The following is a 23082-nucleotide window of genomic DNA, read 5'->3' on the forward strand; positions in this document are numbered from 1 at the left end:
TTGACAACCAGATAACCGGCAATCTGTTTCAGGCGTGTTTCGTCGTTTTGGGAAACGGGTTTCGCGGGGAACCCCAAGGCTGGTTTGTGCACCGCAGACCCGCTACATCCCGCTCTGCTCAGTCCTTCAGCCGCGCCTTTCGGGTGGGCGGCAAGTCATACTGCGAGGCAAAATCATGGCGCAGGTCGAGTGGTTCGACGATCTCACCATCGGAATGCGGTTCAAATCCCCCGAGGTGCAAGTCACCGAAGCCGACATCAAGCGCTTTGCAGCCGAGTTCGATCCGCAGCCGATGCATCTCGACCACGAGGCCGCCAAGCAGACCTTGTTCAACGGCCTGGCTGCATCAGGATGGCACACCGCCGCGATCGCCATGAACCTCGCGATCCAGGCCCGCCCGTTCGGCCCGCATCCGCTGATCGGCGCGGGCGTCGACGGTCTGCGCTGGACCATCCCGGTACGGCCCAATGACCGCCTGCATCTGGTCGGCGAGGTCATGAGCCTGACGCCGTCGAAGTCGAAGCCGCAGGGCATCGCGCTGGTGAAATGGACCATGTTCAACCAGAACGGCGAGGAGGTTTACACCTTCACCCCGATCGCCATCATCCCCAGGCGGGTGTAGGGCCGGCGACGTTCAGCATCGGCCGGGATCAGCCTCCTCGAGCCCTTGCGGGCCGCAGGCTGAGGTGGTCATCTCCGCGTGGGGAACGCTGGAGGCTGACATGAGACGATTCCTTCTTGCCGCTTTGCTGAGCGCGGGCGCCTTGGGCGCAGCCGTATCGAGCACAGGGCCGGCGTTCGCGCAGCAATCCAGGGTCGGCGACTGGACCATCGAGAAGCGCGCGCAGGACACGCATTGCAATGCGAGCCGCGGCTACAAGGACAAGGAAGACGAGAACCGCAACTACGTCATCGTGATCACCTATTCCGAGAAGGCCATCGTGATCGTGATGATCTATGACGGTTGGGAGTGGGACAAGGTCGGCGAGATCCTCCGGGCCGACGTCGGCACCGATGACGCCGACATCATGAAGAAGGCGAAGTGGGAGGTCATGGACAAGACCACCGTGCGCGGCATCTTCGAATACGACCAGACGATCATGGACCGGCTGTCGAAGGCCAGGCGTCTCTCGCTCGATTTCGAGGATGATGACGAGGACAGCATCGAGATGCAGATCCCGCGCGCCGGCGAGGCGCTGGCCGCGCTGAAGTTCTGCGAGGAGAACCGGAAATAAAGTGCTGCGCCGCGCACAGCGCGCGCGATCGAGCAAGCAGCGCGAGGGCGCGTGACCCACAGCACACAGCCCGCGTGCTGTTCGCTTTTATCCTAGTCTTTGGCGAAAACGTCCAAGCCGCACCCTGCGGTTGACGTTACGCAAGGACGATGTTCGATATTTTAGCATCTCGTTGCACTGCTTTTTCTACGCCGACGGCGACGATCGACCGCTCTGTCGGCTCTGCCAATGTCCAATGCGCAAGCTCCCTTCGTCACCGGGGCCGCACGCCGATCGCATCGTCGTTCCGATGACGATCCTCCAGGCAAACCGGTTCTCGTCTCTCGTCGGCGAGATCTACGATGCGGCGGTCGATCCTGCGCTGCGCAGCGGCGCGCTGGAACAGGTTTCCCATTTCGTCGGCGGGTGTGCCGCGACCATCCTGTCCCGCGATGCGGCAAGGCTCTCGATCGAGATTCACCAGCATTTTGGCACCGAATCCCGCTTCCGCCAGCTCTACCGCGACAGATATGTCGAGCAGGATCCTCTGCTCGATCGTCATCTCGCTTTTGCGGCCGGGCACGCCATCGGCGTGACCGATATCATGCCGCACGCGGACTTCGTGGCGACGAGCTTCTATCGCGAGTGGGTCGAGCCGCAGGGCGCGATAGACCTCGCGACCGTCGCGCTCGAGAGATCGGACGCGCGTACCACGGTCTTGCAGGTGTTGCGCCACCGATCCCGCGGAACCGTCGACGAGGCGATGCGCGAACGCATGCGGCTGCTCGCACCCCACATCCAGCGTTCCAGGATCATGGGCCGGCAGATCAGGGCTCGCTCGCACACCGTGGACGATCTTGCCGATGTGCTCGACGGCCTGAGCACGGCGATCTGCCTGCTCGATGCGGATGGCCGGGTCGTCCACGCCAACGCGGCGTGCCGGCAGCTGTTCGTCGATGCAAACCTGCTCGCGATGGTCGGCGACCGGATCGTGGTCCGTAGCACCCAGGCCGACAAAATATTCCGCGGCCTGTTCGAAGTTGCCGCAGATGGTGAAACTCACCCGGCCGGTCGCCGCCGCATCGGGCTCGCGACGTCGGCGGACGGTCAGCACTATCTCGTCCAAGTCCTTCCATTGAAGCGGGAGCGCAGCCTGCCGCGAGACGTCGCGGCCACGGTGCTCCTCGTACAGAAGGCCGCGATGGTGCCATCGCTCGTGCCCGACGCCATTGCTGCGGCCTTCAGGCTGACGCGGTCCGAATTGCGCGTGCTGATGGCCATCGTCGAGGTCGGCGGCGTTCCCGATATCGCGGCAAAGCTCGGCATTGCCGAGACCACGGTGAAGACGCATCTCGGTCGCCTGTTCGAGAAGACCGGTGCCGGCAGGCAGGCCGACCTCGTGAAGATCGCGGCCGGCTTCACCGCGCCGTTTGTACAGCGAACGCGCCGCGACGACGACACCATGTGATTCATTTGACGGCGCAAGCCGCGCGGCGATGCAATGTCAATCCATTGTGATGAGCAGGATCGTCTGGTCCTCCGAACGTACGACGCGCGTCATTTGATACTTTCGTATATGGCGCCACTTGAATGAGAAGGGCAGCGTGCGCCACGGAGCAATGCGCGCCGGCACCGGACGCGGGTGCGGGAGACGACAGCGCGTGAGCGAGCCTGCCTGTCGGTTGGAGAAATTGCAGTGAGCGGCAAGGACGAATTTTCCATTCTCAATGTTTCGACGGACCACATTCCCGAAGACGAGCGTGTGCCGCTGCTGCGCGAATTCTATTGCCGCGGCGTGCTCAAGGCGGAGGTCGAGCCGACGGACGAAAAACCGTTCGCGGCGAGCCTCACATCCCATGGTTTGCCGGACGTCCAGCTGGTGATCGGCGGGCTGGTCGGAGCGCGGGTCATCCGTACCAAGCAACTGGTCGTCGACGGCAACGACAGCCTTGGCCTGATGATCAACCGATCCGGCATCGTCGAAGTATCTGCGCGAGGACGAGATCTGAGGCTTCATCCCGGTGACGCGGTTCTGACGAGCGCGGAGGACGCGACGATCTACGAACGCCTCTCGCTTGGAAATTGTCTGTCGCTGCGCGTGCCGCGGCGGGTGCTGGCGCCCATGATCGTGGACATCGACGACACCGTGATGCGAATCATTCCGGAGCGCGCCACCGGACTTCGCCTGCTGGTCGACTACGCGACGTCTTTGGTGCGCGAGCGCGCGTTCGCGGTGCCCGCATTGCGCCAGCTCGCTGTTGCACATCTCCACGATCTGATGGCGCGTGTTCTCGGCGCGACGGATGAGGTTCACGAGCTGGCCGGGCGCCGAGGCGTCCGGGCCGCGCGGCTGCGGAAGGTGAAGTCCTTCATCGTCAACAATTGCTGGCATCAGGACCTCTCGGTCGCGACTGTGGCGCAGGAGTTCGGCGTGACCACACGTTACCTTCAGCGGCTGTTCGAAGCCGACGGCAAGACGTTCTCGTCCTTCCTGACCGGGCAGCGCCTCAAACGCGCGCATCGCATGCTGCGCGAGCCTGACTTCGCCGGGCGGCCGGTGAGCTCGATCGCCTACGACGTGGGCTTCGGCGATCTCTCTTATTTCAATCGTTGTTTCCGGCGGGCCTATGGCGCGACGCCCAGCGGCGTCAGGAGCGGCGAAGCTCTGTGACTGCGCGCGGTGCGCGGCTCGCGCGACCAGGCGGGTGCCTATCGCAGTGCGCGTATTCGGCCGACTACGTCTTCTGGCGCGCGGAGTAGAACGATGACGCTGTGTTTCGGACGGCGCCGGCAATCGGAGTTGTGAATGCGCCGCTTCTTCTTTGATCTCCTGGTCGACAATGTCGTGAAGATCGATCCGGGCGGCATGGTCTTCGAGCAGGCTAGGGCCACGTTCGTCGTGGCCGACGAGATGGCGAGACATCTGTTTGTCTGGCGTGACGATCTGCGCGATCGCGACGCCTGGATTCGCGTCAGGGATGCCGGCGGACGAGAGGTCTATCGCGCCGCGGTCTGGTCAGAAAATGTCGAGAAGGTCGGCTGGGACCAGGCATGACGGTCCCGGCTTCACCTTCCGGGGCGGCAACGCCGACAACAGGTCGCGGCGCCAAGTACTTAACAATGCTGCGATGGCCGGCTTTGGCTTCGACTACCGCACCACCCAAAACGTATCCGTGTTCGGCGCGGTCGAGGGCATGATGATGTCCGACCGGAGCCGCACCGGCACAGCGAAGGGTGGCGTTCGCGTCGCGTTCTGAGCCGGCATCAGCCCTGGCGGCTCGAATGCGATGCCCGCCGGCCGGGCCCCATCCGCCCGGCCGGCGCCTCCTCCGATCGGAGGACGCCGCATGCTGTGGTTGTAGTATGTTTGGTGATATTGATCACTCAGGCCATTTCAAGCCATGCGCGGACTACGGAAGCTGCCCGAACTGGTCGAGTCCATCTATGACGCGGGGCTCGATCCCTCGCTGTGGAACAACGCCGTTGCCGGCATTCGCGATTTCGTCGGCGGGCAGGCCTGCGGGCTGTTTTCCAAGGATTCGATCAGCAAATTCGGCGTCACCCATTATTATTGCGGGGCCGACCCGCACTATATCCGGCTCTATTCAGAGACCCATTCGAAGTTCGACCCGCTGACGGTGCTGCCGCCGCATGGCGAGATCGTCAGCATCCCCGATCTCGTCAATTTCGGTGAATACCGGAAAGGGCGCTTTTACCAGGAGTGGATGCAGCCGCAGGGTTGCAGCGACGCGGCCAACGTCGTGCTCGAGACATCGCATGCGAGCTGCCCCGTGATGATGACAGTGCTGTCGGGCCGGCGCATGGTGGACCCGGCGATGAAGCATCGGCTCTCGCTGATCGTACCGCACGCCAGCCGCGCGCTGCTGATCAACCGCGCCATCACCTCGCAACTGACACTGGCGACGGCGCTGGTGGATGTTCTGGACAATCTGGCGTCCGGTATCTTCCTGCTCGATGCCTTTTGCCGGGTGGTGCATGCGAATTCGGCCGGTCACGCCTTGCTTGCCGCCGACGACGTGGTTCGGTCCGTTGCCGGGCAGCTCGTAACCAGCAGCGTGGAGGCCAATCAGACGCTGCGCGAGGCACTTGCGACCCGCAGCGAAATTGCCCTGCTTGCCACACGGGGCCATGCGATCCCGCTGCTTTCGCCGAGCGGCGAGCGTTATGTCGCGCATATTCTGCCGCTGTCGTCCGTGCTGCGAAATGGCAGCGAGCAGGTGGTCGATGCCGCCGGTGCGCTGCTCCTGCGCAAGGTGTCGCTTGGCGGGCAGTCCTATGGCGAGCTGATCGCACGGACCTTCGACCTCACGCCGGCCGAGCTGCGCGTATTCCTGTCGATCGTCGAGGTCGGTGGCGTCCCGGAAACGGCGGCAGCGCTCGGTATCGCAGAAACCACGGCGAAGACGCATCTGCATCGGGTGTTCGCCAAGACCGGCGTTTCGCGTCAGGCCGATCTCGTCAAGCTCGCGGCGGGATTCTCCAATCCGCTCGTCAACTGATTGGTCAATCGCTGTCGGGGTTGAACCTTTTGCTCCCACGATAGACTCAATTGTGCCGCCGGGCATGACGAACATTTCGCGATCTCCAAGTCACCATTGGCTGTTCTGATGTCTCGACCTCCCAAACAGTCCGAGTTGATCGAGAATATATATGACGCGGGTCTCCACCCTGAGTTGTGGAGCGATGTCGTCGTCAAGCTCAATGCGTTCATTGGCAGCCAGGCTTGCGGGCTGATTTCGAAGGATCCGGTCAGCAAGTCCGGTGCGACGCATTACTACTGCGGTGTCGATCCGCACTACATCCAGCTCTATGCCGAGACCTACGCCCAGTACGATCCGCTGGCTCGGCTGCCTCGCTATGGCGAGGTTCGTAACATCCCCGATCTCGTGAATTTCGACGAATATCGCCGCGGGCGGTTCTATCAGGAATGGCTGCGGCCCCAGGGCTGCGTCGATGTCGCCAGCGTCGTTCTGGAACAGTCGAAGTCGCCGTGTCCGATGCTGATCACCGTGATCCCCGGCAAGGGGATGCTCGATGCGGAGCAGCGGGCGCGGATGCAATTCCTGGTTCCGCATGCGAGCCGGGCGCTGCTGATCAACCGGGCGATCGAGCGGAAGCAGCAGCGGGCGATCGCGCTCGCCGATGTCGTGGATCGGCTGAATGCCGGCGTCATCCTGCTCGATACGGCCTGCAACATCGTCCACAGCAATCCTGCCGCGGACACGTTGCTCGCCGCCGATGATGTCCTGCGCTCTGTCGCGGGCCGGCTGGCGGCACGATCTTCCGCGGCAAATTCGGCGCTGCGCGATATCTTCCGTGACGCAGGCGAGGTTGCCGTCGCGGCCGCCGCCGGACGAAAGATTCCGCTGATGTCGCATGACGGCTCCTACTACGTCGCGCACGTCATCGCGCTGCCGTCGTTGTTGCGTGAAGGCGCGGCGGAGCGCATGTCGGCGGTCGGCGCCCTGTTCATCTGGAAGGCGGAACTCGACGGCCGCTCATGTGCCGGCCTCATCGACCGCGCGTTCGAACTGACCCCTGCGGAGCTGAGGGTCATGCAATCGATCGTCGAGGTCGGCGGTGTGCCGGAGACGGCCGTGGCGCTCGGCATCGCGGAGACGACGGTGAAGACGCATCTGCATCGGGTGTTCGCGAAGACCGGCGTCTCGCGACAGGCGGACCTCGTGAAGCTCGCGGCTGGATTTTCCAATCCGGTTCTGCACTGACGCGCTTTCCGAAGGCGCAAGCGAATCGCTCCGGCTCGCGATAGGTTCAAGCAGCAGCATCATTAGAAAGTTATCGCGGGTCGTTCGATCGAATGACGCGATTCTCCGCGCTCTCTTCTACGAGAACTCACACGTTTTCTTGCTCGACGCGTTCGATCTTCGTGTGAAGCAACTCACAGCAAGCGGAAGTGAACCTCATCAATCTCTCGCACAAGTTGAGAGGAGATTGTCATGCGAAAGGCGTCACCAGCTCCGGCCGGCAAATTCCGCGACATCGTCGCGCGCATCGGCGCGGCATTCCGCGCGCAGCGCGAGATCGACGCGAAGCGCGCGTTGCGGCGCTACGGCCATTTGCTGGAGCAGTCGCATGAAACGTCGCGTTTGAATGAAATTGTTCCCGTCTGCAATGAAGAGGATACTTTTGAAAATGCCAACAGAGTTGATCCGCGCGAGCGCGCGGCCGGCCGCACCACGTTCGAACGCGCGTAACGTCAACATTGTCGCCGCCGCGCTGACGGCGGCGCTCGTCACGCTTCAACTGGTCGGGCTGGCGATGCTGGAGCGTTCGCACGCGCAGCCGGTCTCTCGGCCTCTCCTGAATTCGCACGATGCGGAACTCTGCACCGGGACTGCCGATGTCCCGGCGACGCAGACACCCTACGACTGACCCGGAGAACGCATCGTGCCTGATATCACGACCAGCCTTCTCGTGAGCGTCGCCGTGTTCGCGGGCGCCTTCGTCTCGGGGCTTTCGGGTTTCGCGTTCTCGGCCGTGGCGGGCGCGATTCTGCTTCGCGTGTTTCAGCCGCTGGAGGCCGTGCCGCTGATGATGGCGTGCAGCATCGGCGTGCAGGCCACCAATCTGTGGGCGCTTCGGCGCAGCATCCGGTGGGAGGGCAGTCTGCTGCTGATCGTCGGCGGATTGATCGGCGTTCCCATTGCGGTGTCGCTGTTGCAATCCACCGACACGCATCTGCTCCGCCGCGGCTTCGGTATCATCGTCGCGCTCTATGCGGCCTACATGCTGCTGCGGCCGACGCTGGTGACGGCGGGCGAAGCCGTCGGCCGGCCCTGGGTCGCGTTGATCGGGTTCGGGGGAGGGCTGGTCGGCGGCCTGACCGCGATGCCTGGCGCGATCCCCACGATCTGGTGCGACATGCGCGGCATGCCCAAGAGCGAGCAGCGCGGCCTGGTGCAGCCGTTCATCGCCGCGATGCAGGTCTTCGCGATCGCGCTGCTGGTCGGACACCAGGATCTATCGTCGAAGGTGTTCGTCGACCTCGTGATCAGCCTGCCGGCGCTGTTCGCAGGCTCAGCGCTCGGTGTGATCGCCTTTCACCGGGTCAACGAGACGGTCTTTCGCAAGACCGTGCTCGTTCTGTTGTTGCTCTCGGGGATTTCCCTGATCTAGTGGCCTGCGCCTTCGTGCTTGAGACCCTGGACCCGCGCCGCGCTGGTGTCGCTGCTGTGATGCACCAGCGGCTTGTTGCCGGTGACGGTCCGCAGCAGCACATAGAACACCGGCGTCAGGAACAGGCCGAACACGGTGACGCCGATCATGCCGGAGAACACCGCGACGCCCATCGCGCGCCGCATCTCCGAGCCCGCGCCGGTCGAGAGCACGAGCGGCAAGACGCCCATGATGAACGCCATCGACGTCATCAGGATCGGACGCAGTCGCAAGCGGCTCGCCTCGATCGCGGCCCGGATCGGCGTGCGTCCCGCGAATTCGAGTTCGCGCGCGAATTCGACGATCAGGATGGCGTTCTTGGCGGAGAGTCCGACGAGAACGATAAGCCCGATCTGGGTGAAGACGTTGTTGTCACCCTTCGAGATCCAGACCCCGAACATCGCAGCCAGCAGCCCCATCGGCACGATCATGATGATCGAGAGCGGCAAGGTCAGGCTCTCGTAGAGCGCCGCCAGCACCAGGAACACCAGCAGGATCGCCAGCGGAAACACCCAGAGACCGGAATTGCCGGCGATGAACTCCTGATAGGTCAGGTCGGTCCATTCGAAGGCAAAGCCCGGCGGCAGCGTCTCCGCCGCGATCCGAGTCGCGACCTCCTGCGCCTGGCCCGATGAGAAGCCGGGAGCAGCCGCCGCGTTGATGTCGGACGACAGGAAGCCGTTATAGCGGATAGCACGCTCAGGCCCCGCGCTCTGGCGGATCGTGAGCAGCGCCGACAGCGGTACCATGTCGCCCGAGGACGAGCGCACCTTCAACTGCCTGATGTCATCGGCGCGGGCGCGGAACGGCGCGTCGGCCTGGACGTAGACGGAGTAGGTGCGACCAAACTTGTTGAAGTCGTTAACGTAGTAGGACCCGAGGTAGATCTGCAGGGTGTTGAACACTTCGGTCACGGGCACGCCGAGCTGAAGCGCCTTGGTGCGGTCGATGTCGGCGAAGAGCTGGGGCACGTTGACCTGGAAGCTCGAGAAGACGCCGGCGATCTCCGGCGCCTTCTGCATCGCCGCCATGAACGCCTTCGTCGCCTCGTTCAGCGCCTCATAGCCGAGACCGGCGCGGTCCTCGATCTGCAGCTTGAAGCCGCCGATGGTGCCGAGGCCGTTGACCGGCGGCGGGGGAAACATGGCGATGAAGGCTTCCTGGATCCCGGAATATTTCTTGTTGAGATCCGCCGCGATGGCGTTCCCGCTCAGGGCCGGACCCTTGCGCTCGTCGAACGGCTTCAACGTCGAGAACACGATTCCGGCGTTGGACGAGTTGGTGAAGCCTGCGATCGACAGGCCCGGGAACGCGACCGAGCTCTCGACACCCGGCTGGGTCAGCGCGATGTCGCTCATCTTGCGGATCACTTCTTCGGTGCGATCGAGCGCGGCACCGTCGGGTAGTCGTGAGAAGCCGACCAGATATTGCTTGTCCTGGCCCGGCACGAAGCCACTCGGCACCTGCTGGAACAGGAAGGCGGTCACGCCGACCAGGACCACGTAGAGGCCCATCACAGCCGCCTTGCCCGAGATCACCTTGGTGACGGTGCCGCTGTAATTCTCTGACGAGCGCGTAAACGCCTTGTTGAAGCCGCGGAAGAACCAGCCAAGGCCCTTTTCCATGATGATCGTCAGCCGGTCCTTCGGCTCGTTGTGGCCCTTGAGCAGCAGCGCCGACAGCGCCGGCGAGAGCGTCAGCGAGTTGACGGCGGAGATCACGGTCGAGATCGCGATGGTCAGCGCGAACTGCTTGTAGAACTGACCGGTCAGACCGGAGATGAAGGCGAGCGGCACGAACACCGCGATCAGCACCATTGCGATCGCGATGATCGGGCCGGAGACCTCGCGCATCGCCTGGTAGGTGGCATCGCGCGGCGAGAGGCCGCCCTCGATGTTGCGCTCGACGTTCTCGACCACGACGATGGCGTCGTCGACGACGATACCGATCGCGAGCACGAGGCCGAACAGGCTGAGCGCGTTGATGGAGAAGCCGAACAGATGCATCACCGCGAAGGTGCCGACGATCGACACGGGCACCGCCAGCAGCGGAATGATCGAGGCACGCCAGGTCTGGAGGAACAGGATCACGACCAGCACCACCAGCGCGATCGCCTCCAGCAGGGTGTGGATGACGGCCTCGATCGAGGAGCGCACGAACTGGGTGGGATCGTAGACGATCTGGTAGGATACGCCCTCCGGCATGTTCTTCTTGATCTCGGCCATGGTGGCGCGGACATGGTCGGAAATCTCGAGCGCATTGGAGCCCGGCGCCTGGAAGATCGGGATCGCCACCGCCTGCTTGTTGTCGAGCAGCGAGCGCAGGCCGTATTCGGACGCGCCAAGCTCGATGCGTGCGACGTCGCGCAGCCGCACGACTTCGCCGCGGGTGCCGGTCTTGACCACGATGTCGCCGAACTGTTCCTCGTTGGCGAGCCGGCCTTCGGCATTGACTGACATTTGCAGGTCGATACCCCTGACGTTCGGGGAGGAGCCGACCACGCCGGCGGCGGCCTCGACGTTCTGGGCCTGGATCGACTTGACAATGTCGCTCGCGGTCAGGCCGTGCTCGGCCGCCTTTTGCGGATCGACCCAGACCCGCATCGAATAATCGCCGGCACCGTAGAGCTGGACGTCGCCGACACCGTCGATGCGCGCCAGCCGGTCCTTGACGTTGAGCACGGCATAGTTGCGCAAATACGTCATGTCGTAGCGGTTGTTCGGCGACAGCAGATGCACGACCATGGTGAGGTCGGGGGACGATTTCTTGGTGATGATGCCGAGCTGACGCACCACGGCCGGCAGGCGCGGCTCGGCCTGCTGCACGCGGTTCTGCACCAGCTGCGTCGCCTTGTCGGGGTCGGTGCCAAGCCGGAACGTCACCGTCAGCGTCATCGCGCCGTCGGTGGTCGCCTGGCTCGACATGTAGAGCATGCCTTCGACGCCGTTGATCTGCTCCTCGATCGGGGTCGCCACCGTCTCGGCGATCACCTTGGGATTGGCACCGGGATAAGTCGCGCGCACCAGCACCGAGGGCGGCACCACGTCCGGATACTCCGAGATCGGCATCGCGAACAGCGAGATCAGGCCTGCGAGGAAGATCAGGACGGACAGCACGCCGGCGAAGATCGGACGGTCGATAAAGAACTTTGAGAGATTCATGGCCTTGCCCCTGCAAGAGAGACAGCTCTCCCGTTACCGGGACGCGGGAAATACCCGCGAACCCGGAATCGAGATGCGATGTCTTGGTAGCTCTATGACGTCGTTATTCCGGGCACGCGGTCCGGAATGATGTAACTAGCGTTGCACCACGTCCTGGTTGCTGTGGTTGGAGGCCTGCTGCGGTCCACGCGCGCCCATCGCGGCGACCTCCGTCTTGAGGAGGGCACCGGGACGCACGCGCTGCAGGCCATTGACGATGATGCGATCACCGGGCTTCAGTCCCGCCGTCACGATGCGAAGGCCATCGACCGATCCGCCGAGCGTGATTGGCCGATAGACCGCGCGGCTGTCGTCGCCGACCCCCATCACGAACTTCTTGTCCTGGTCGGTGCCGATCGCGCGCTCGTCGATCATCACCAGCGTCTGTTGCTTCGGCTGGCCCATGCGCACGCGGGCGAACTGGCCGGGGATGAGACGCCCGTCCTCGTTCCTAAACACGGCGCGAACCCGGATGGTGCCGCTCTGGCCGTTGACCTGGTTGTCGATGAGCTGGATGTGGCCCTTCGCCGAGAGACCGCCGGATGTCGTCATTTCCACCGGGATCTGGTCGAGATTGCCGCGCTTGCCGGAGGCATCCGCGATCGAGTTCAGCGCGCGCAGCACGACCTCTTCATCCGCATCGAACGAGGCGTAGATCGGATTGACCGACACCAGCGAGGTCAGCACCGGGGAGGCGGTGCCGGCGGCGACGAGATTGCCGACGGTGATCTCGAACTTGCCGACGCGGCCGTCCACGGGTGCACGCACCTCGGTGTAGTCGAGATTGAGCTTTGCGGTCTGGAGCGTCGCTTCTGCCGCCTTCACATTGGCGATGGCTTCGCGATTGGCATTGTCGCGCTGGTCGTAGTCGCGCCGTGTGACCACGGCATTGCCGACCAGCTGCGCGCCGCGCTCGAGCTCGCTCTGGGTGAACACGACGCGCGCTTTGGCAGCCTCGAGCTGGGCGTTGGCCTTGTCGACCTCTGCTGCGTAAGGCGCCGGATCGATCTTGAACAGCACGTCGCCGGCCTTCACCAGCGCGCCTTCGGTGAAGTTGGTCGCAAGGATCGCACCCGCGACGCGGGGACGAAGCTCGACACGGTTGATGGCCTCGAGCCGACCGGAGAAATCGTCCCACAGCACGGTCTGCTTCGGTTCGATCAGCGCGACCGTGACAGGGACGGCCTGCTCAGCTGCCGCAGCCGTTGCGGTCGCCTGCGCGGCACGTAAGTAATGGCCGGTCGCGATCGAGCCGGCCACGGCGAGGGCGCCCACGATGGCAACGCCGCCGAGGAGGCGGCGGAAACGGCCGGTGCGAGGGGAGTTTTGCGAGGGATGCATTTGCGCGCTCCAGATATGTAGTGTTCACTACAGATGTGGAGCTGGATGTCGCAGTGCAAGATACTTATGTATCATTCACTAAAAAAATTGTAGCGGCATACCGCAAGAATTGGAAGACAGCAGAGAAAATAAAGCTAGAACAAATAGATAGGATTCGGCGTTAAGCTTCAGGCAGAACGTGAATTCCGAGGAGACAGGCACATGGGCATGGGACGCCCCCGCGAATTCGACGCCGAAACGGCGTTGGACCAGGCGATGGAAGTGTTTTGGCGCCATGGCTATGAGGGCGCCACCATCGCCCAGCTCACCGAGGCCATGGGCATCAATCCCCCGAGCCTTTACGCCTGCTTCGGCAACAAGGAAGGCCTGCTCAAGGCCGCGCTCGACCGTTACACCAAATTGCGGGGCGTCTGGATGGACGAGGTGGTCGCCGCGCCGACTGCCCGCGACGTTGCCGAGCGGATGCTGATGGGCATCGCCGACAAGCAGACCGATCCCGCCAACCCGCCCGGCTGCCTGCTCGTGCAAGGCGGCATCGCCTGCGGCAGCGGCTCCGAGAACGTCCCGTTCGAGCTCGCCGCCCGCCGCGCCCAAAATGAAGACCAGCTCCGCGACCGCTTTGTTCGCGCCAAGGCCGAAGGCGATCTCAAGCCGAGCTCTGATCCCGCCGCGCTCGCGCGCTACGTCTCGGCCGTCTCGGTCGGCATGGGCGTGATGGCGTCCTCAGGCTCCGACCGCGAGGCGCTGCGTCAGGTCGCGAGCGTTGCCGTGCAGGCGGTCGAGGCGCAGTCGGCCGACAGAACGTGACGGCCGCCCGCCGTTGTCAATTTGACGATTGCAGCGAAGGCGGCGGGACGAAGCCGCCGTACTCGCGTTCGATCAGCCCGGCGAGCGCAATCGTCGTGCGGTCCTCGAGGTACGGCCCGATGATCTGAACCCCGACTGGAAGGCCCGACGGCGTTCGTTCGACCGGGACGGCGGTCGCCGGCAGTCCGCAGGTCGAGGCCGGGTCCGCCCAGATGAAGCACGCATCGGCATAGGGATGCAGTTTCCCATCGATCTCCAGCTGCCGCGCATCGAACGGCTCGGACTGGTCGTGCGGAAAGGCCGGTACGGCGGCGGCCGGGTAGATCACGGCGTCGAACTCGCGGAAGAACTGCTGCCACCGCTGCTGCAACTGCAGGCGCGCCGCGTCGGTCGCCAGCCATTCGCGATGGATCATGCCCCAGCCGCGGGCGCGCTCGGCCTGCAGGCTGCGGTCGTCGGCCGAGAGTGCCGCGGCAATTCCTTGCGCCTCCGCGAGAGCGGCCGGTGTCAGGCGCGGGCTTCTCGCTGCGTTCAACAGCTTCATGTAAAGCCGCGCGGAGTCGGCGAGATCGGGCAGTGAGGTGCTCGCGCGCGCGACCCGCGCGCCAGATTTGTCGAGCCGGTCGGCCAGCCGCCCAATGGCTGAACGCACGGCATCGCCCGTCGGCATCAGCGGATGGGTATCGATCAAGAGGATCCTGAAATCCTTGAGATCGTTGTGCCGCGGGGCCGGTAGCGCAAGGCGATAGCCGATCCCGTCGCGCGTCTCGTCGGGGCCGGCAATCACGTCGAGCGACAGCGCAAGGTCGGAGGCGGTGCGCGCCATCGGCCCGACGACAGCCAGATCGCCCTGGCCGGGGACGGGTAGTGCCGGCGGCAGGCTGTAGCCGCGCAGCGGCACCAGGCCGAGGCTCGGCTTGTGTCCGAACACACCGCAGAAATGCGCGGGCACCCGGATCGAGCCGCCGATGTCCGAGCCGATCGAGAGCGGACCGAAACCAGCCGCCAGCGCCGCGCCCGATCCGCCCGAGGAGCCGCCGGGTGACCGGCCGAGGTCCCACGGGTTGTTCGTCGTCCCGTGGATGTCGTTGTAACTTTGGAAGTCCCGCAAGCCGATCGGGATATTGGTCTTGCCGATGATGATGGCGCCTGCCGCCTTCAACCGCGAGACCACAAGGGCGTCTTCCGCCGGTTGGAAGTCCTTGAAATGCGGGAAGCCCCATGTCGTCGGCAGGCCGGCGACGTTGAACGGTTCCTTGAGGGTCACGGGAATGCCGAGCAGCGGCAGCCGCTCGCCGCGGGCAAGCGCGGCATCGGCGGCGCGCGCGGCCTCTCTCGCGCGATCGAAATCTCGGACGATGATCGCGTTGATGCGCCCGTCCAGCGCCTCGATGCGCGCGATCGTATGCGCGAGCAACTCGGACGCGGACACTTTGCGAGCGTGCAGGGCGGTCAGCAGGGCGCTGATCGAGCCGTAGTCCAGGTCAGCGGCATCTGCGGTCATCACGAGCTCCCTTGTATCCCGACTGAGACCTTGTAGCCCGGATGGAGCGCAGCGCAATCCAGGAGATATCCCGACGCGGATGCATGACCCGGATTACGCTATCGCTTCATCCGGGCTACGACGCTATCGCATCTGGTCGTCATGCCCGGGCTTGTCCCGGGCATCCACGTTCTCAGTGCGGCGTCGCAAGGCGTGGATGGCCGGGACAAGCCCGGCCATGACGCGGTGGAGAGCCTCAGGAAGCTTCCTTCAGCACCGGCGACGCAGATTCCTCCGCCTTGAGTTCCTCGAGGCTGCGATGCCGGGGTTCGATGCCCAGCGCCCAGACAGTGATGATCTGCACCACCAGCAGTCCGATCATCAGCGCCATCACGCCGGCCACGCCGCGCGACTCGAACAGCGACACGACGAGGAACGGCGTGACGATGGTAGCGCCGCGCCCCAGCGTGTTGACGAGGCCGGAGGCGCGCAGGCGGACCTCGGTCGGAAACAGCTCGGGGATATAGATGCCGAACAGAAGGGCGACCAGCACGTAGATCGGTACCGTCAGCGCGAAGCCGACGGCCGGCAGCAGGATCGGATCGGAGATCATGGGGTAAAGGATTCCAAGCGCCACCGTGATCAGGGATGCACCGATGATGGTGGGCTTGCGGCCCCAGCGGTCGGCGGTTAGCGCGCCGATGGCCGAGCCGACGGGCGCGCCGAGCGCCATCAGCAGCGAATAGCCGAAAGAGGTCGCGATCGAGAGGCCCTGCTTGACGAAGAACACGGGCAGCCAGGTCACGAAGCCATAGAGCAGGGTGTTGATGGTGATCAGGCAGACGGCGCCGACGATCATCCGCGACAGCAAGGGCGCGGTGAACAGCGTGCCGAGATCCGCAGATGCCGGGACCGGTGTCGTGGCCGCGGGAGGAGGCAGAGGCTGACCCTGCGCAGCTTCCTTCTCGATGGCTTGCATCAGCGCTTCCGCCTCAGCGGTGCGTCCCACCGCTTCCAGCCAGCGTGGCGATTCCGGCAGCGACTTGCGCAGTACCACACCACGAGCGCGCCGACGCCGCCGAGCACGAACATGGAGCGCCAGCCGAATTGCGGCACCACCACGGACGCGACCAATAGCGCCACGGGCAAACCGGTGACGACGCACACGGTGGTGAAGCCGAGCCATTTGCCGCGGGTGCGCGCGGGCACGAATTCCGTCATCGTCGAATAGCCGACGACGTTCTCCGCCCCGAGCCCGACGCCCATCACGAAGCGGCAGGCGATCAGGAAGGCCATGTTCGGCGAGAACGCCGCGGCAAGGGAGGCAACGCCGAAAAGGAGCAAATTGAATTGATAGGTGAAGCGGCGTCCGTAGCGGTCGCCGAGGAAGCCGGTGCCGAATGATCCCAGCATCATGCCGACGAAGGTCGCGGAGATGAAAACCGCGTTCTGGGCGAGGGTTGAAAAGCCTGTCTTCAGCGTGACGCTGAGCACGGTCCCGGCGATATAGATGTCGAAACCGTCGAAAAACATTCCGATGCCGATCAGCAGCATGATGCGGCGGTGGAATGGCCCGATCGGCAGCCGATCCAGACGGCTGCCTGCGTTCACCAATGTCGACATATACGCTCTCCCCTGACTGTTGTTCTGGTCGATGCGGCCCGCCTTCTATGGGCGGTCGGCCGCTTGTCGTTTTTTTGCTAGTTCAGGCGCAGTTGGTTGGCCGTGTCGCGATACCAGTCGAACGGCTGCTCGTGGGTCGCGACCATCACGCTCTTGGTGTTGAAGTGGTCGTTGAAGCTCTCGGTGCCGCATTCGCGGCCAATGCCGGAATCGTCGACGCCACCCCAGGGCGAAGCCGGGTCGAGACGGTGGTGATCGTTGATCCAGACGATGCCGGCCTTGACGGAGGCGGCGACGCGGTGTGCGCGGGCGACGTCACGGGTTCGGATGGCCGCCGCGAGGCCGAACGGCGAGTTGTTGGCTAGCCGCAGCGCATCGGCCTCGTCCTTGAACGGCGTCACCGAGGTAAAGGGACCGAACACTTCCTCCTGGAAGATGCGCATGTCGGATGTGACGTCGGCGAACACGGTCGGCTCGACGAAGTATCCGTTGTCGTGACCCGGCACCTTCGCGGCAACACCGCCGGTGACGAGACGCGCGCCATCCTCGTGGCCGTAGCCTACGTAGGTGAGAACGCGGTCGCGCTGCCGGGCGGAGATCACGGGGCCCATTTGGGTGCTCGCGTCGAAGGGATCGCCGACGCGGATCGTGCGGGTCTTGGCCTGCAGTTTCTCGACGAATTCGTCATAGATCGAAGCCTGGACGATGTGGCGCGAGGCGCAGACGCAGGTCTGTCCGGCGCCGATGAAAGCGCCGAACGCGGCGTAGTTGACGGCGCGGTCGACGTCGAAATCGTCGAACACCATCACCGGTGTCTTGCCGCCGAGCTCCATGGTCTGATGCGCGAACACTTTTGCGGCTGCGCTGCCGGCGATGCGGCCGGCCTCGGTGCCGCCGGTCAGGACCAGCTTGTTGATGTCGCCATGCTCGGCCAGCATCTTGCCGGCGCTCTGGCCGAGGCCGAGAACGATGTTGAAGACGCCGGGCGGAAGGCCGGCTTCGGTGAAGATCTGCGCGAGCTTCAATGTCGTCAGCGGGGTGTATTCGGACGGCTTGACCACGGTGACACATCCGGTCGCCAGCACCACGGCCAGCGACTTGCACAGGATCATCAGCGGGTGATTGAACGGCGTGCAATTGGCGACGATGCCGATCGGGGTGCGAAGCGTATAGTTCAGATAGGCGCCTTCGACGGGGATGACGGAGTCGCGTCGCGCCAGCGCAACGCCGGCAAAGTGGCGGAAGAAATCGGGCAGGCGGGACAGCTGGGCGCGGGTCTCGTTGACCGGCCGGCCGTTGTTGAGGGTTTCCAGCCGGTACAGGCTGTCGAGATTGGCCTCGAAAGCATCGGCGAGCCTGTTGACCAGTCTGGCACGCGCGCGTGTGTCCATGCCGCCCCAGGCCTTGCCTTCGAACGCCGCGCGCGCGCTCTTCATCGCGCGGTCGATGTCCTCGGCGGTCGAATTGGGGATGCGGGCGATCACGTCGCCCGTCGCGGGGTTGCGGACGTCGAGCATCACGCCGTTGCCGGCTTCGACCTCACGTCCATCGATGAAATTGCCATGGGTTTCGACGTCGATCGACGCGGGTTTCGATGGAATGTTCATGATGATCTCTCCTCGACGATGACGGCGTTGCGCTTGAGCGCCGGCAGAACGCGTTTTTCGGTGGCCCCGATATGGGCCTTGATGATGCGCGCCGCGGTTCGCGTTTCGCGGCTCTGCATGGCGTCGATCAGGGCGACGTGCTCGGCCACGAGCTTTGCCGGATCGTGACCCTTCAGATTGGACACGCTGACGCGGACCAGCCGATCGGCCTGGCCGATCAGGTCGCACAGCGCCGTCGCCATGCGGCGATTGCCGGACGCATGAGCCAGCGCGGAGTGGAAGCCGCGGTTGTAGGCGATGAAGTCTTCGTGGTCGCCGGAGAAGCGGCGAAATTCGTCGAGCGATTTCAGGACGCTGTCGGGAGCGCTCTCGATCGCCTCGGCGACGCAGGCCGGCTCCAGCGCAAGACGGAAGCGCAGGAGGTCGCGGGCGTCCGACAGCGAGATCGGCGTGACCCGGTAGCCCTGGCGCGGCTGCACCGTCACCAGGTGCTCGCGCTGCAGCCTCAAAAGCGCATCCCGAACCGGTTGGCGGCTCACCGAATAGCGCTCGGCCAGATCCTGCTCCCGCATTTCATCGCCTGGAGCGAACCGGCAGGCTAAAATATCAGACCTCAGAAGATCGTAGATGTTTTCGCGCAAAAGCATGATTCTAGGGACGTCGTTGGCTCCAATTTGGCAATCCTGATATTTCACGTCAAGAGCCAAATGCTTGAATTCCCTGACAGTTGATTTATCAATCGGGGGCCTCCACGGCACGCGAACGGGTGTGATCCCGCCGACGAAGTTAAGGAAAGACCGGACATGGACAGGCTTCTTGCCAACGGGACCGTCAACGCCGCGCAATCGGGCGATGGGCCGCCGCTGTTTCTCTTCCACTCGCTGTTGTCGGACCGTGCGAGCTTCGATGCGATCGTGCCCGAGCTTGAGGGATCGTTTCGCACCATCGTGCCGGAGTTGCCGGGGTTCGGCCGCTCACGTGCGGTCGAAGGCGGGCTCGTCGTTGTCGCAGACAGAATGGCGGAGGCCGTGAAAGAGGCTGCGGGCGGTGCGCCCGCGATCGTGCTCGGCAATGGCTATGGCGGCTTCGTCGCCTTGCAGATGGCGATCCGGCACCCGGAGATCGCCAGCAAGCTCGTTCTCGCCGATTGCGGCGCGGCGTTCTCGGAGCCCGGCCGCGAGGCGTTTCGCAACATGGCGAGGGTCTCGCGGGAGAAGGGACTCGAGGCGATCACTGACGTTGCGATGCGACGCTTGTTTGCGCCGGAGTTTCAGGAGCGGCATCCCGAACTGATGCGGGATCGTCGTGAAGCGTTTCTGCAGACGGATCCCGATGTGTTTCGCAGCGCATGCGACGCGTTGGCAAGCCTCGATCTCCGCGCCGAACTTGCCGCGGTGAAAGTTCCTGCCCTCGTTCTGGTCGGTGAGCACGACGAAGCGACGCCTCCGCCAATGTCGCGCGAGCTGGCCGCCGGTTTGCCGCGCGCCGAACTCAAGGTCATTCCAGGCTGCGCCCACGTGCCGCAGCTTCAGTCGCCGCGTCAGTTTCTCGGAGCTCTCAAGGGCTTCCTGCTTTGATCTGTGCCTGGCCGATGCCGACCCTGCGCTCGAAACGGCGATGCCTTCCGAACGGTTAATGGCTTCTGTGCGACAGCGAATTCACAAGCGGGGACGGTTCAATGCTGCGCCTGTTTTGCCCGACGCGTCAAACGTCCTCGGGGCTAGGCCCGCGCGATGCCGGAGCAAAATTCTTCAATGATTTGTACTGTGCATGGGGTTGTTTTCGCATTTTTTGTTGGAGCAGCCCCAGGCAACGAGGACCAGAGCATCAGCCGCCCGCATTGAAGCGGGCCTCCTAAGAGTTTTTATACACAGTTCTGGCACGCTCCGCGCGTCAATATCCGCAACCTGCATCGTCGCCTCTTATTGCGCGCACGAAAAGACGGGACCCGCGGGCATCGAGGGGGCGTGAGCCATGACTGCAGTTGCTTCGGACGCTGGTCGCGCGAAGGGCGGGATCGTGCCGATCCTGCTATGCGTGGTGCCGTTCAGTCAGATTCCGCTCGATGCCTATACGCCGGGCCTGCCGCAGATGGTGGTGGATCTCGCCACCGATTCCGCATCGATGCAGAACACCGTCACCGCCTACATGCTCGGCATGAGTCTGGCGCTGGTGCCGGTTGGAATCGCCTCCGACACGCTCGGCCGCCGTAACGTCCTGCTCGCGGGGCTATCGGTTCTCATCGCGATGAGCATCGCCTGTGCGCTCGCCACCAGCGCATCGCTACTGCTTGCGCTGCGCTTCCTGCAGGGCGTCGGTGGCTGCACCTGCCTCGTCGTCGCCTATGCGGTTGCGGCCGACTGCTTTCGCGGCCGCGAGCTCACGGCGATCTCTGGACTGCTTGGTGCTGCCTGGGGGCTTGCACCCGTGCTCGCACCGGCGGCTGGCGGCTTCATTGTCGAGCTGACGTCCTGGCGCGGGGTCTTCGTCATCATCGCCATCGCTGCGGCCATCGTCGCTGCGATCGTCGTGCTGCTTCTGCCTGAGACGTTGCCGGCGGAGCGACGCGCGCCGTTCGATCCGCGCCGCACGGCGAGCATTCTCCGCGAAGCGCTCGTCCGTCCGGGTTTCCTGTCCTTCGTGCTGGTGTTCGCCGCCGCGGCCAGCGCGCAACTGGCGTTCGGCGTCGTCGCGCCGTTCTTCTACCAGACGGGCCTCGGTTATTCCGCGGCCATCTACGGTCTCGTCGCGCTCGGCCTTGGCGGCGTCAATCTCGCCGGTGAGCTCGGCTGCGCGCATTTCGCGCGGTTCATGCCGGCCCGCGTGATGGGCTTTGGCGCCTTCGCGCTGTTTGTCGCGGGTGCCGCGGTCCTCACCGCGACCGGCATGACGCTTGGTCTCGACTTTATGTCGATCACGATCGGCGGCGCGCTGGTGCTCGGCGGTTGCGGCGTGCTGTGCCCGATGATGTACGGCATGGCGCTCGGCCTGTTCGAGCGCGACCACGGCCTGATCGGCGGCCTCATCAGCGCGCTCTGCTATCTCGCGGTCAGCGGCGCCATGGCGATCGCGGCGGTGTTGCCCGAAGCGACCCAGGCGCCGATCGGCTGGCTCTATCTCGGCCTCTGCGCCGTCGCAGGCACGCTGCTTGCGATCTCGCTGCCTTCGGCGCGCCACGCCACACAGACTTAAGGAAGGAACCCATTCATGACCACCGTCGGTTTTCGCGGCACGTTCTTCGACTTCGTCGACGATCCCTGGAAGCACATCGGCAACGAGCAGGCTGCCGCGCGTTTCCATCAGGACGGCCTGATGGTCGTCACGGATGGCGTCATCAAGGCGTTCGGTCCCCATGACAAGATTGCCGCCGCGCATCCGGGCGTCGAGGTCACCCATATCAAGGACCGCATCATCGTCCCGGGCTTCATCGACGGCCACATCCATCTGCCGCAAACCCGCGTGCTCGGTGCCTATGGCGAGCAGCTGCTGCCGTGGCTCCAGAAGTCGATCTACCCCGAGGAGATCAAGTACAAGGATCGCAACTACGCGCGCGACGGCGTGAAGCGTTTTCTCGACGCACTGCTCGCCGCCGGCACCACCACCTGCCAGGCCTTCACCAGCTCCTCGCCGGTCGCGACCGAAGAGCTGTTCGAGGAGGCGGCCCGCCGCAACATGCGCGTGATCGCGGGCCTCACCGGGATCGACCGCAACGCGCCGGCCGAGTTCATCGACACGCCCGAAAACTTCTATCGCGACAGCAAGCGGCTGATCGCGCAGTACCACAACAAGGGCCGCAACCTCTACGCCATCACGCCGCGTTTCGCCTTCGGCGCCTCGCCGGAACTACTCAAGGCGTGTCAGCGCCTCAAGCACGAGCATCCGGACTGCTGGGTCAACACCCACATCTCCGAGAACCCGGCCGAGTGCAGTGGCGTGCTGGTCGAGCATCCGGACTGCCAGGACTATCTCGGCGTCTACGAGAAGTTCGACCTGGTCGGGCCAAAGTTCTCCGGCGGCCACGGTGTCTATCTCTCGAACAACGAGTTCCGCCGCATGTCCAAGAAGGGCGCCGCGGTGGTGTTCTGTCCGTGCTCGAACCTGTTCCTCGGCAGCGGTCTGTTCCGCCTCGGCCGCGCCACCGATCCCGAGCATCGGGTGAAGATGTCGTTCGGCACCGACGTCGGCGGTGGCAACCGCTTCTCGATGATCTCCGTGCTCGACGACGCCTACAAGGTCGGCATGTGCAACAACACGATGCTCGACGGCAGCATCGATCCGGCGCGCAAGGATCTCGCGGAAGCCGAGCGCAACAAGCTCTCGCCCTATCGCGGCTTCTGGTCGGTCACGCTCGGCGGTGCCGAAGGCCTCTATATCGACGACAAGCTCGGCAATTTCGAACCCGGCAAGGAAGCCGATTTCGTCGCGCTCGATCCGAACGGTGGCCAGCTGGCGCAACCCTGGCACCAGTCGCTGATCGCCGACGGTGCTGGTCCGCGCACGGTCGACGACGTCGCGAACATGCTGTTCGCCGTCATGATGGTCGGCGACGACCGCTGCGTCGACGAGACCTGGGTGATGGGCAAACGCCTCTACAAGCAGAGCTGAAGCGG

At 64.3% G+C, this 23082-nt stretch carries 19 protein-coding genes and 1 pseudogene; 14 read left to right on the forward strand and 6 right to left on the reverse strand.

Going from position 1 to position 23082, the window contains the following annotated elements; all coding sequences use genetic code 11:
- The first annotated feature begins 175 nt into the window (after window positions 1–175).
- The 10 genes from IVB46_RS25210 (at window position 176) to IVB46_RS25250 (ending at window position 8372) form a co-directional block, all read left to right on the forward strand.
- Window positions 176–622 (forward strand): MaoC family dehydratase, encoded by a 447-nt coding sequence (locus IVB46_RS25210; RefSeq protein WP_014496047.1) that lies wholly within the window; start codon window positions 176–178, stop codon window positions 620–622.
- Between the two features lie 100 nt (window positions 623–722).
- Entirely contained in the window at window positions 723–1235 is a 513-nt protein-coding gene (locus IVB46_RS25215; protein ID WP_247307267.1) for a hypothetical protein, read from the forward strand.
- 289 nt (window positions 1236–1524) lie between these two features.
- Window positions 1525–2682: a LuxR C-terminal-related transcriptional regulator gene (locus tag IVB46_RS25220; protein ID WP_166105728.1), complete on the forward strand. Its 1158-nt coding sequence runs from the start codon at window positions 1525–1527 to the stop codon at window positions 2680–2682.
- A gap of 228 nt (window positions 2683–2910) precedes the next feature.
- Window positions 2911–3885: an AraC family transcriptional regulator gene (locus tag IVB46_RS25225; protein WP_135214390.1), complete on the forward strand. Its 975-nt coding sequence runs from the start codon at window positions 2911–2913 to the stop codon at window positions 3883–3885.
- Between the two features lie 135 nt (window positions 3886–4020).
- Window positions 4021–4269, forward strand: coding sequence for a hypothetical protein (locus tag IVB46_RS25230; protein WP_085404769.1), 249 nt, complete (start codon window positions 4021–4023; stop codon window positions 4267–4269).
- Between the two features lie 73 nt (window positions 4270–4342).
- Window positions 4343–4471: a hypothetical protein gene (locus IVB46_RS44915; RefSeq protein ID WP_256468636.1), complete on the forward strand. Its 129-nt coding sequence runs from the start codon at window positions 4343–4345 to the stop codon at window positions 4469–4471.
- Window positions 4472–4615: 144 nt separating this feature from the next.
- Complete coding sequence (locus IVB46_RS25235) at window positions 4616–5734, forward strand: helix-turn-helix transcriptional regulator (protein WP_247307268.1); 1119 nt, start codon at window positions 4616–4618, stop codon at window positions 5732–5734.
- A gap of 108 nt (window positions 5735–5842) precedes the next feature.
- Entirely contained in the window at window positions 5843–6961 is a 1119-nt protein-coding gene (locus IVB46_RS25240) for a helix-turn-helix transcriptional regulator (RefSeq protein ID WP_247307270.1), read from the forward strand.
- Between the two features lie 231 nt (window positions 6962–7192).
- Complete coding sequence (locus IVB46_RS25245) at window positions 7193–7450, forward strand: hypothetical protein (RefSeq protein WP_247307272.1); 258 nt, start codon at window positions 7193–7195, stop codon at window positions 7448–7450.
- A 193-nt stretch (window positions 7451–7643) separates the two neighbouring features.
- A complete protein-coding gene (locus IVB46_RS25250; protein WP_247307274.1) occupies window positions 7644–8372 on the forward strand; it encodes a sulfite exporter TauE/SafE family protein in 729 nt (242 codons plus the stop codon).
- Here IVB46_RS25250 and IVB46_RS25255 read toward each other — a convergent pair.
- On the reverse strand, window positions 8369–11572 hold the full coding sequence (locus IVB46_RS25255) for a multidrug efflux RND transporter permease subunit (RefSeq protein WP_247307276.1): 3204 nt from the start codon (window positions 11570–11572) through the stop codon (window positions 8369–8371). The genes IVB46_RS25250 and IVB46_RS25255 overlap by 4 nt on opposite strands.
- Window positions 11573–11707: 135 nt before the next feature.
- A complete protein-coding gene (locus IVB46_RS25260; RefSeq protein ID WP_247307278.1) occupies window positions 11708–12952 on the reverse strand; it encodes an efflux RND transporter periplasmic adaptor subunit in 1245 nt (414 codons plus the stop codon).
- Window positions 12953–13153: 201 nt separating this feature from the next.
- Here IVB46_RS25260 and IVB46_RS25265 point away from each other — a divergent pair, with 201 nt between their 5' ends.
- Window positions 13154–13759 carry a TetR/AcrR family transcriptional regulator gene (locus tag IVB46_RS25265; protein ID WP_247307282.1) on the forward strand — a complete coding sequence of 202 codons (606 nt, stop codon included), beginning with the start codon at window positions 13154–13156 and terminating at the stop codon, window positions 13757–13759.
- A 16-nt stretch (window positions 13760–13775) separates the two neighbouring features.
- Here the strand turns inward: IVB46_RS25265 and IVB46_RS25270 are convergent, their stop codons facing one another.
- From IVB46_RS25270 to IVB46_RS25285, 4 genes and pseudogenes are all read right to left on the reverse strand, one after another.
- Window positions 13776–15263, reverse strand: coding sequence for an amidase (locus IVB46_RS25270; RefSeq protein ID WP_247307284.1), 1488 nt, complete (start codon window positions 15261–15263; stop codon window positions 13776–13778).
- A 235-nt stretch (window positions 15264–15498) separates the two neighbouring features.
- A pseudogene (locus tag IVB46_RS25275) lies at window positions 15499–16865 on the reverse strand (MFS transporter).
- Between the two features lie 77 nt (window positions 16866–16942).
- Window positions 16943–18472 (reverse strand): aldehyde dehydrogenase, encoded by a 1530-nt coding sequence (locus tag IVB46_RS25280; RefSeq protein WP_247343704.1) that lies wholly within the window; start codon window positions 18470–18472, stop codon window positions 16943–16945.
- Window positions 18469–19317: a GntR family transcriptional regulator gene (locus IVB46_RS25285; RefSeq protein WP_247343706.1), complete on the reverse strand. Its 849-nt coding sequence runs from the start codon at window positions 19315–19317 to the stop codon at window positions 18469–18471. The genes IVB46_RS25280 and IVB46_RS25285 overlap by 4 nt, the downstream gene beginning before the upstream one ends.
- Here IVB46_RS25285 and IVB46_RS25290 point away from each other — a divergent pair.
- The 3 genes from IVB46_RS25290 to guaD all read left to right on the forward strand — a co-directional run bounded on the left by IVB46_RS25290 (window position 19276) and on the right by guaD (window position 23077).
- Window positions 19276–20049 carry an alpha/beta fold hydrolase gene (locus IVB46_RS25290; protein ID WP_247311862.1) on the forward strand — a complete coding sequence of 258 codons (774 nt, stop codon included), beginning with the start codon at window positions 19276–19278 and terminating at the stop codon, window positions 20047–20049. The two genes, IVB46_RS25285 and IVB46_RS25290, sit on opposite strands and share 42 nt — an antisense overlap.
- A 397-nt stretch (window positions 20050–20446) precedes the next feature.
- Window positions 20447–21664: a multidrug effflux MFS transporter gene (locus tag IVB46_RS25295; RefSeq protein ID WP_247311866.1), complete on the forward strand. Its 1218-nt coding sequence runs from the start codon at window positions 20447–20449 to the stop codon at window positions 21662–21664.
- 15 nt (window positions 21665–21679) lie between these two features.
- On the forward strand, window positions 21680–23077 hold the full coding sequence (guaD, locus tag IVB46_RS25300; protein WP_247311869.1) for a guanine deaminase: 1398 nt from the start codon (window positions 21680–21682) through the stop codon (window positions 23075–23077).
- Window positions 23078–23082 lie beyond the last annotated feature (5 nt).

Source organism: Bradyrhizobium sp. 61 (assembly GCF_023073075.1).
GTDB classification, from domain to species: Bacteria; Pseudomonadota; Alphaproteobacteria; order Rhizobiales; family Xanthobacteraceae; genus Bradyrhizobium; species Bradyrhizobium barranii.

Excerpts from the sequence above, each read along its gene's own strand:
- guaD (WP_247311869.1), top strand. The coding sequence starts at position 21,680 with ATGACCACCGTCGGTTTTCGCGGCACGTTCTTCGACTTCGTCGACGAT.
- IVB46_RS25260 (WP_247307278.1), bottom strand. The coding sequence starts at position 12,952 with ATGCATCCCTCGCAAAACTCCCCTCGCACCGGCCGTTTCCGCCGCCTC.
- IVB46_RS25265 (WP_247307282.1), top strand. The coding sequence starts at position 13,154 with ATGGGCATGGGACGCCCCCGCGAATTCGACGCCGAAACGGCGTTGGAC.
- IVB46_RS25245 (WP_247307272.1), top strand. The coding sequence starts at position 7,193 with ATGCGAAAGGCGTCACCAGCTCCGGCCGGCAAATTCCGCGACATCGTC.
- IVB46_RS25220 (WP_166105728.1), top strand. The coding sequence starts at position 1,525 with ATGACGATCCTCCAGGCAAACCGGTTCTCGTCTCTCGTCGGCGAGATC.
- IVB46_RS25230 (WP_085404769.1), top strand. The coding sequence starts at position 4,021 with ATGCGCCGCTTCTTCTTTGATCTCCTGGTCGACAATGTCGTGAAGATC.
- IVB46_RS44915 (WP_256468636.1), top strand. The coding sequence starts at position 4,343 with ATGGCCGGCTTTGGCTTCGACTACCGCACCACCCAAAACGTATCCGTG.
- IVB46_RS25295 (WP_247311866.1), top strand. The coding sequence starts at position 20,447 with ATGACTGCAGTTGCTTCGGACGCTGGTCGCGCGAAGGGCGGGATCGTG.
- IVB46_RS25240 (WP_247307270.1), top strand. The coding sequence starts at position 5,843 with ATGTCTCGACCTCCCAAACAGTCCGAGTTGATCGAGAATATATATGAC.
- IVB46_RS25235 (WP_247307268.1), top strand. The coding sequence starts at position 4,616 with ATGCGCGGACTACGGAAGCTGCCCGAACTGGTCGAGTCCATCTATGAC.
- IVB46_RS25210 (WP_014496047.1), top strand. The coding sequence starts at position 176 with ATGGCGCAGGTCGAGTGGTTCGACGATCTCACCATCGGAATGCGGTTC.
- IVB46_RS25270 (WP_247307284.1), bottom strand. The coding sequence starts at position 15,263 with ATGACCGCAGATGCCGCTGACCTGGACTACGGCTCGATCAGCGCCCTG.
- IVB46_RS25215 (WP_247307267.1), top strand. The coding sequence starts at position 723 with ATGAGACGATTCCTTCTTGCCGCTTTGCTGAGCGCGGGCGCCTTGGGC.
- IVB46_RS25290 (WP_247311862.1), top strand. The coding sequence starts at position 19,276 with ATGGACAGGCTTCTTGCCAACGGGACCGTCAACGCCGCGCAATCGGGC.
- IVB46_RS25280 (WP_247343704.1), bottom strand. The coding sequence starts at position 18,472 with ATGAACATTCCATCGAAACCCGCGTCGATCGACGTCGAAACCCATGGC.
- IVB46_RS25255 (WP_247307276.1), bottom strand. The coding sequence starts at position 11,572 with ATGAATCTCTCAAAGTTCTTTATCGACCGTCCGATCTTCGCCGGCGTG.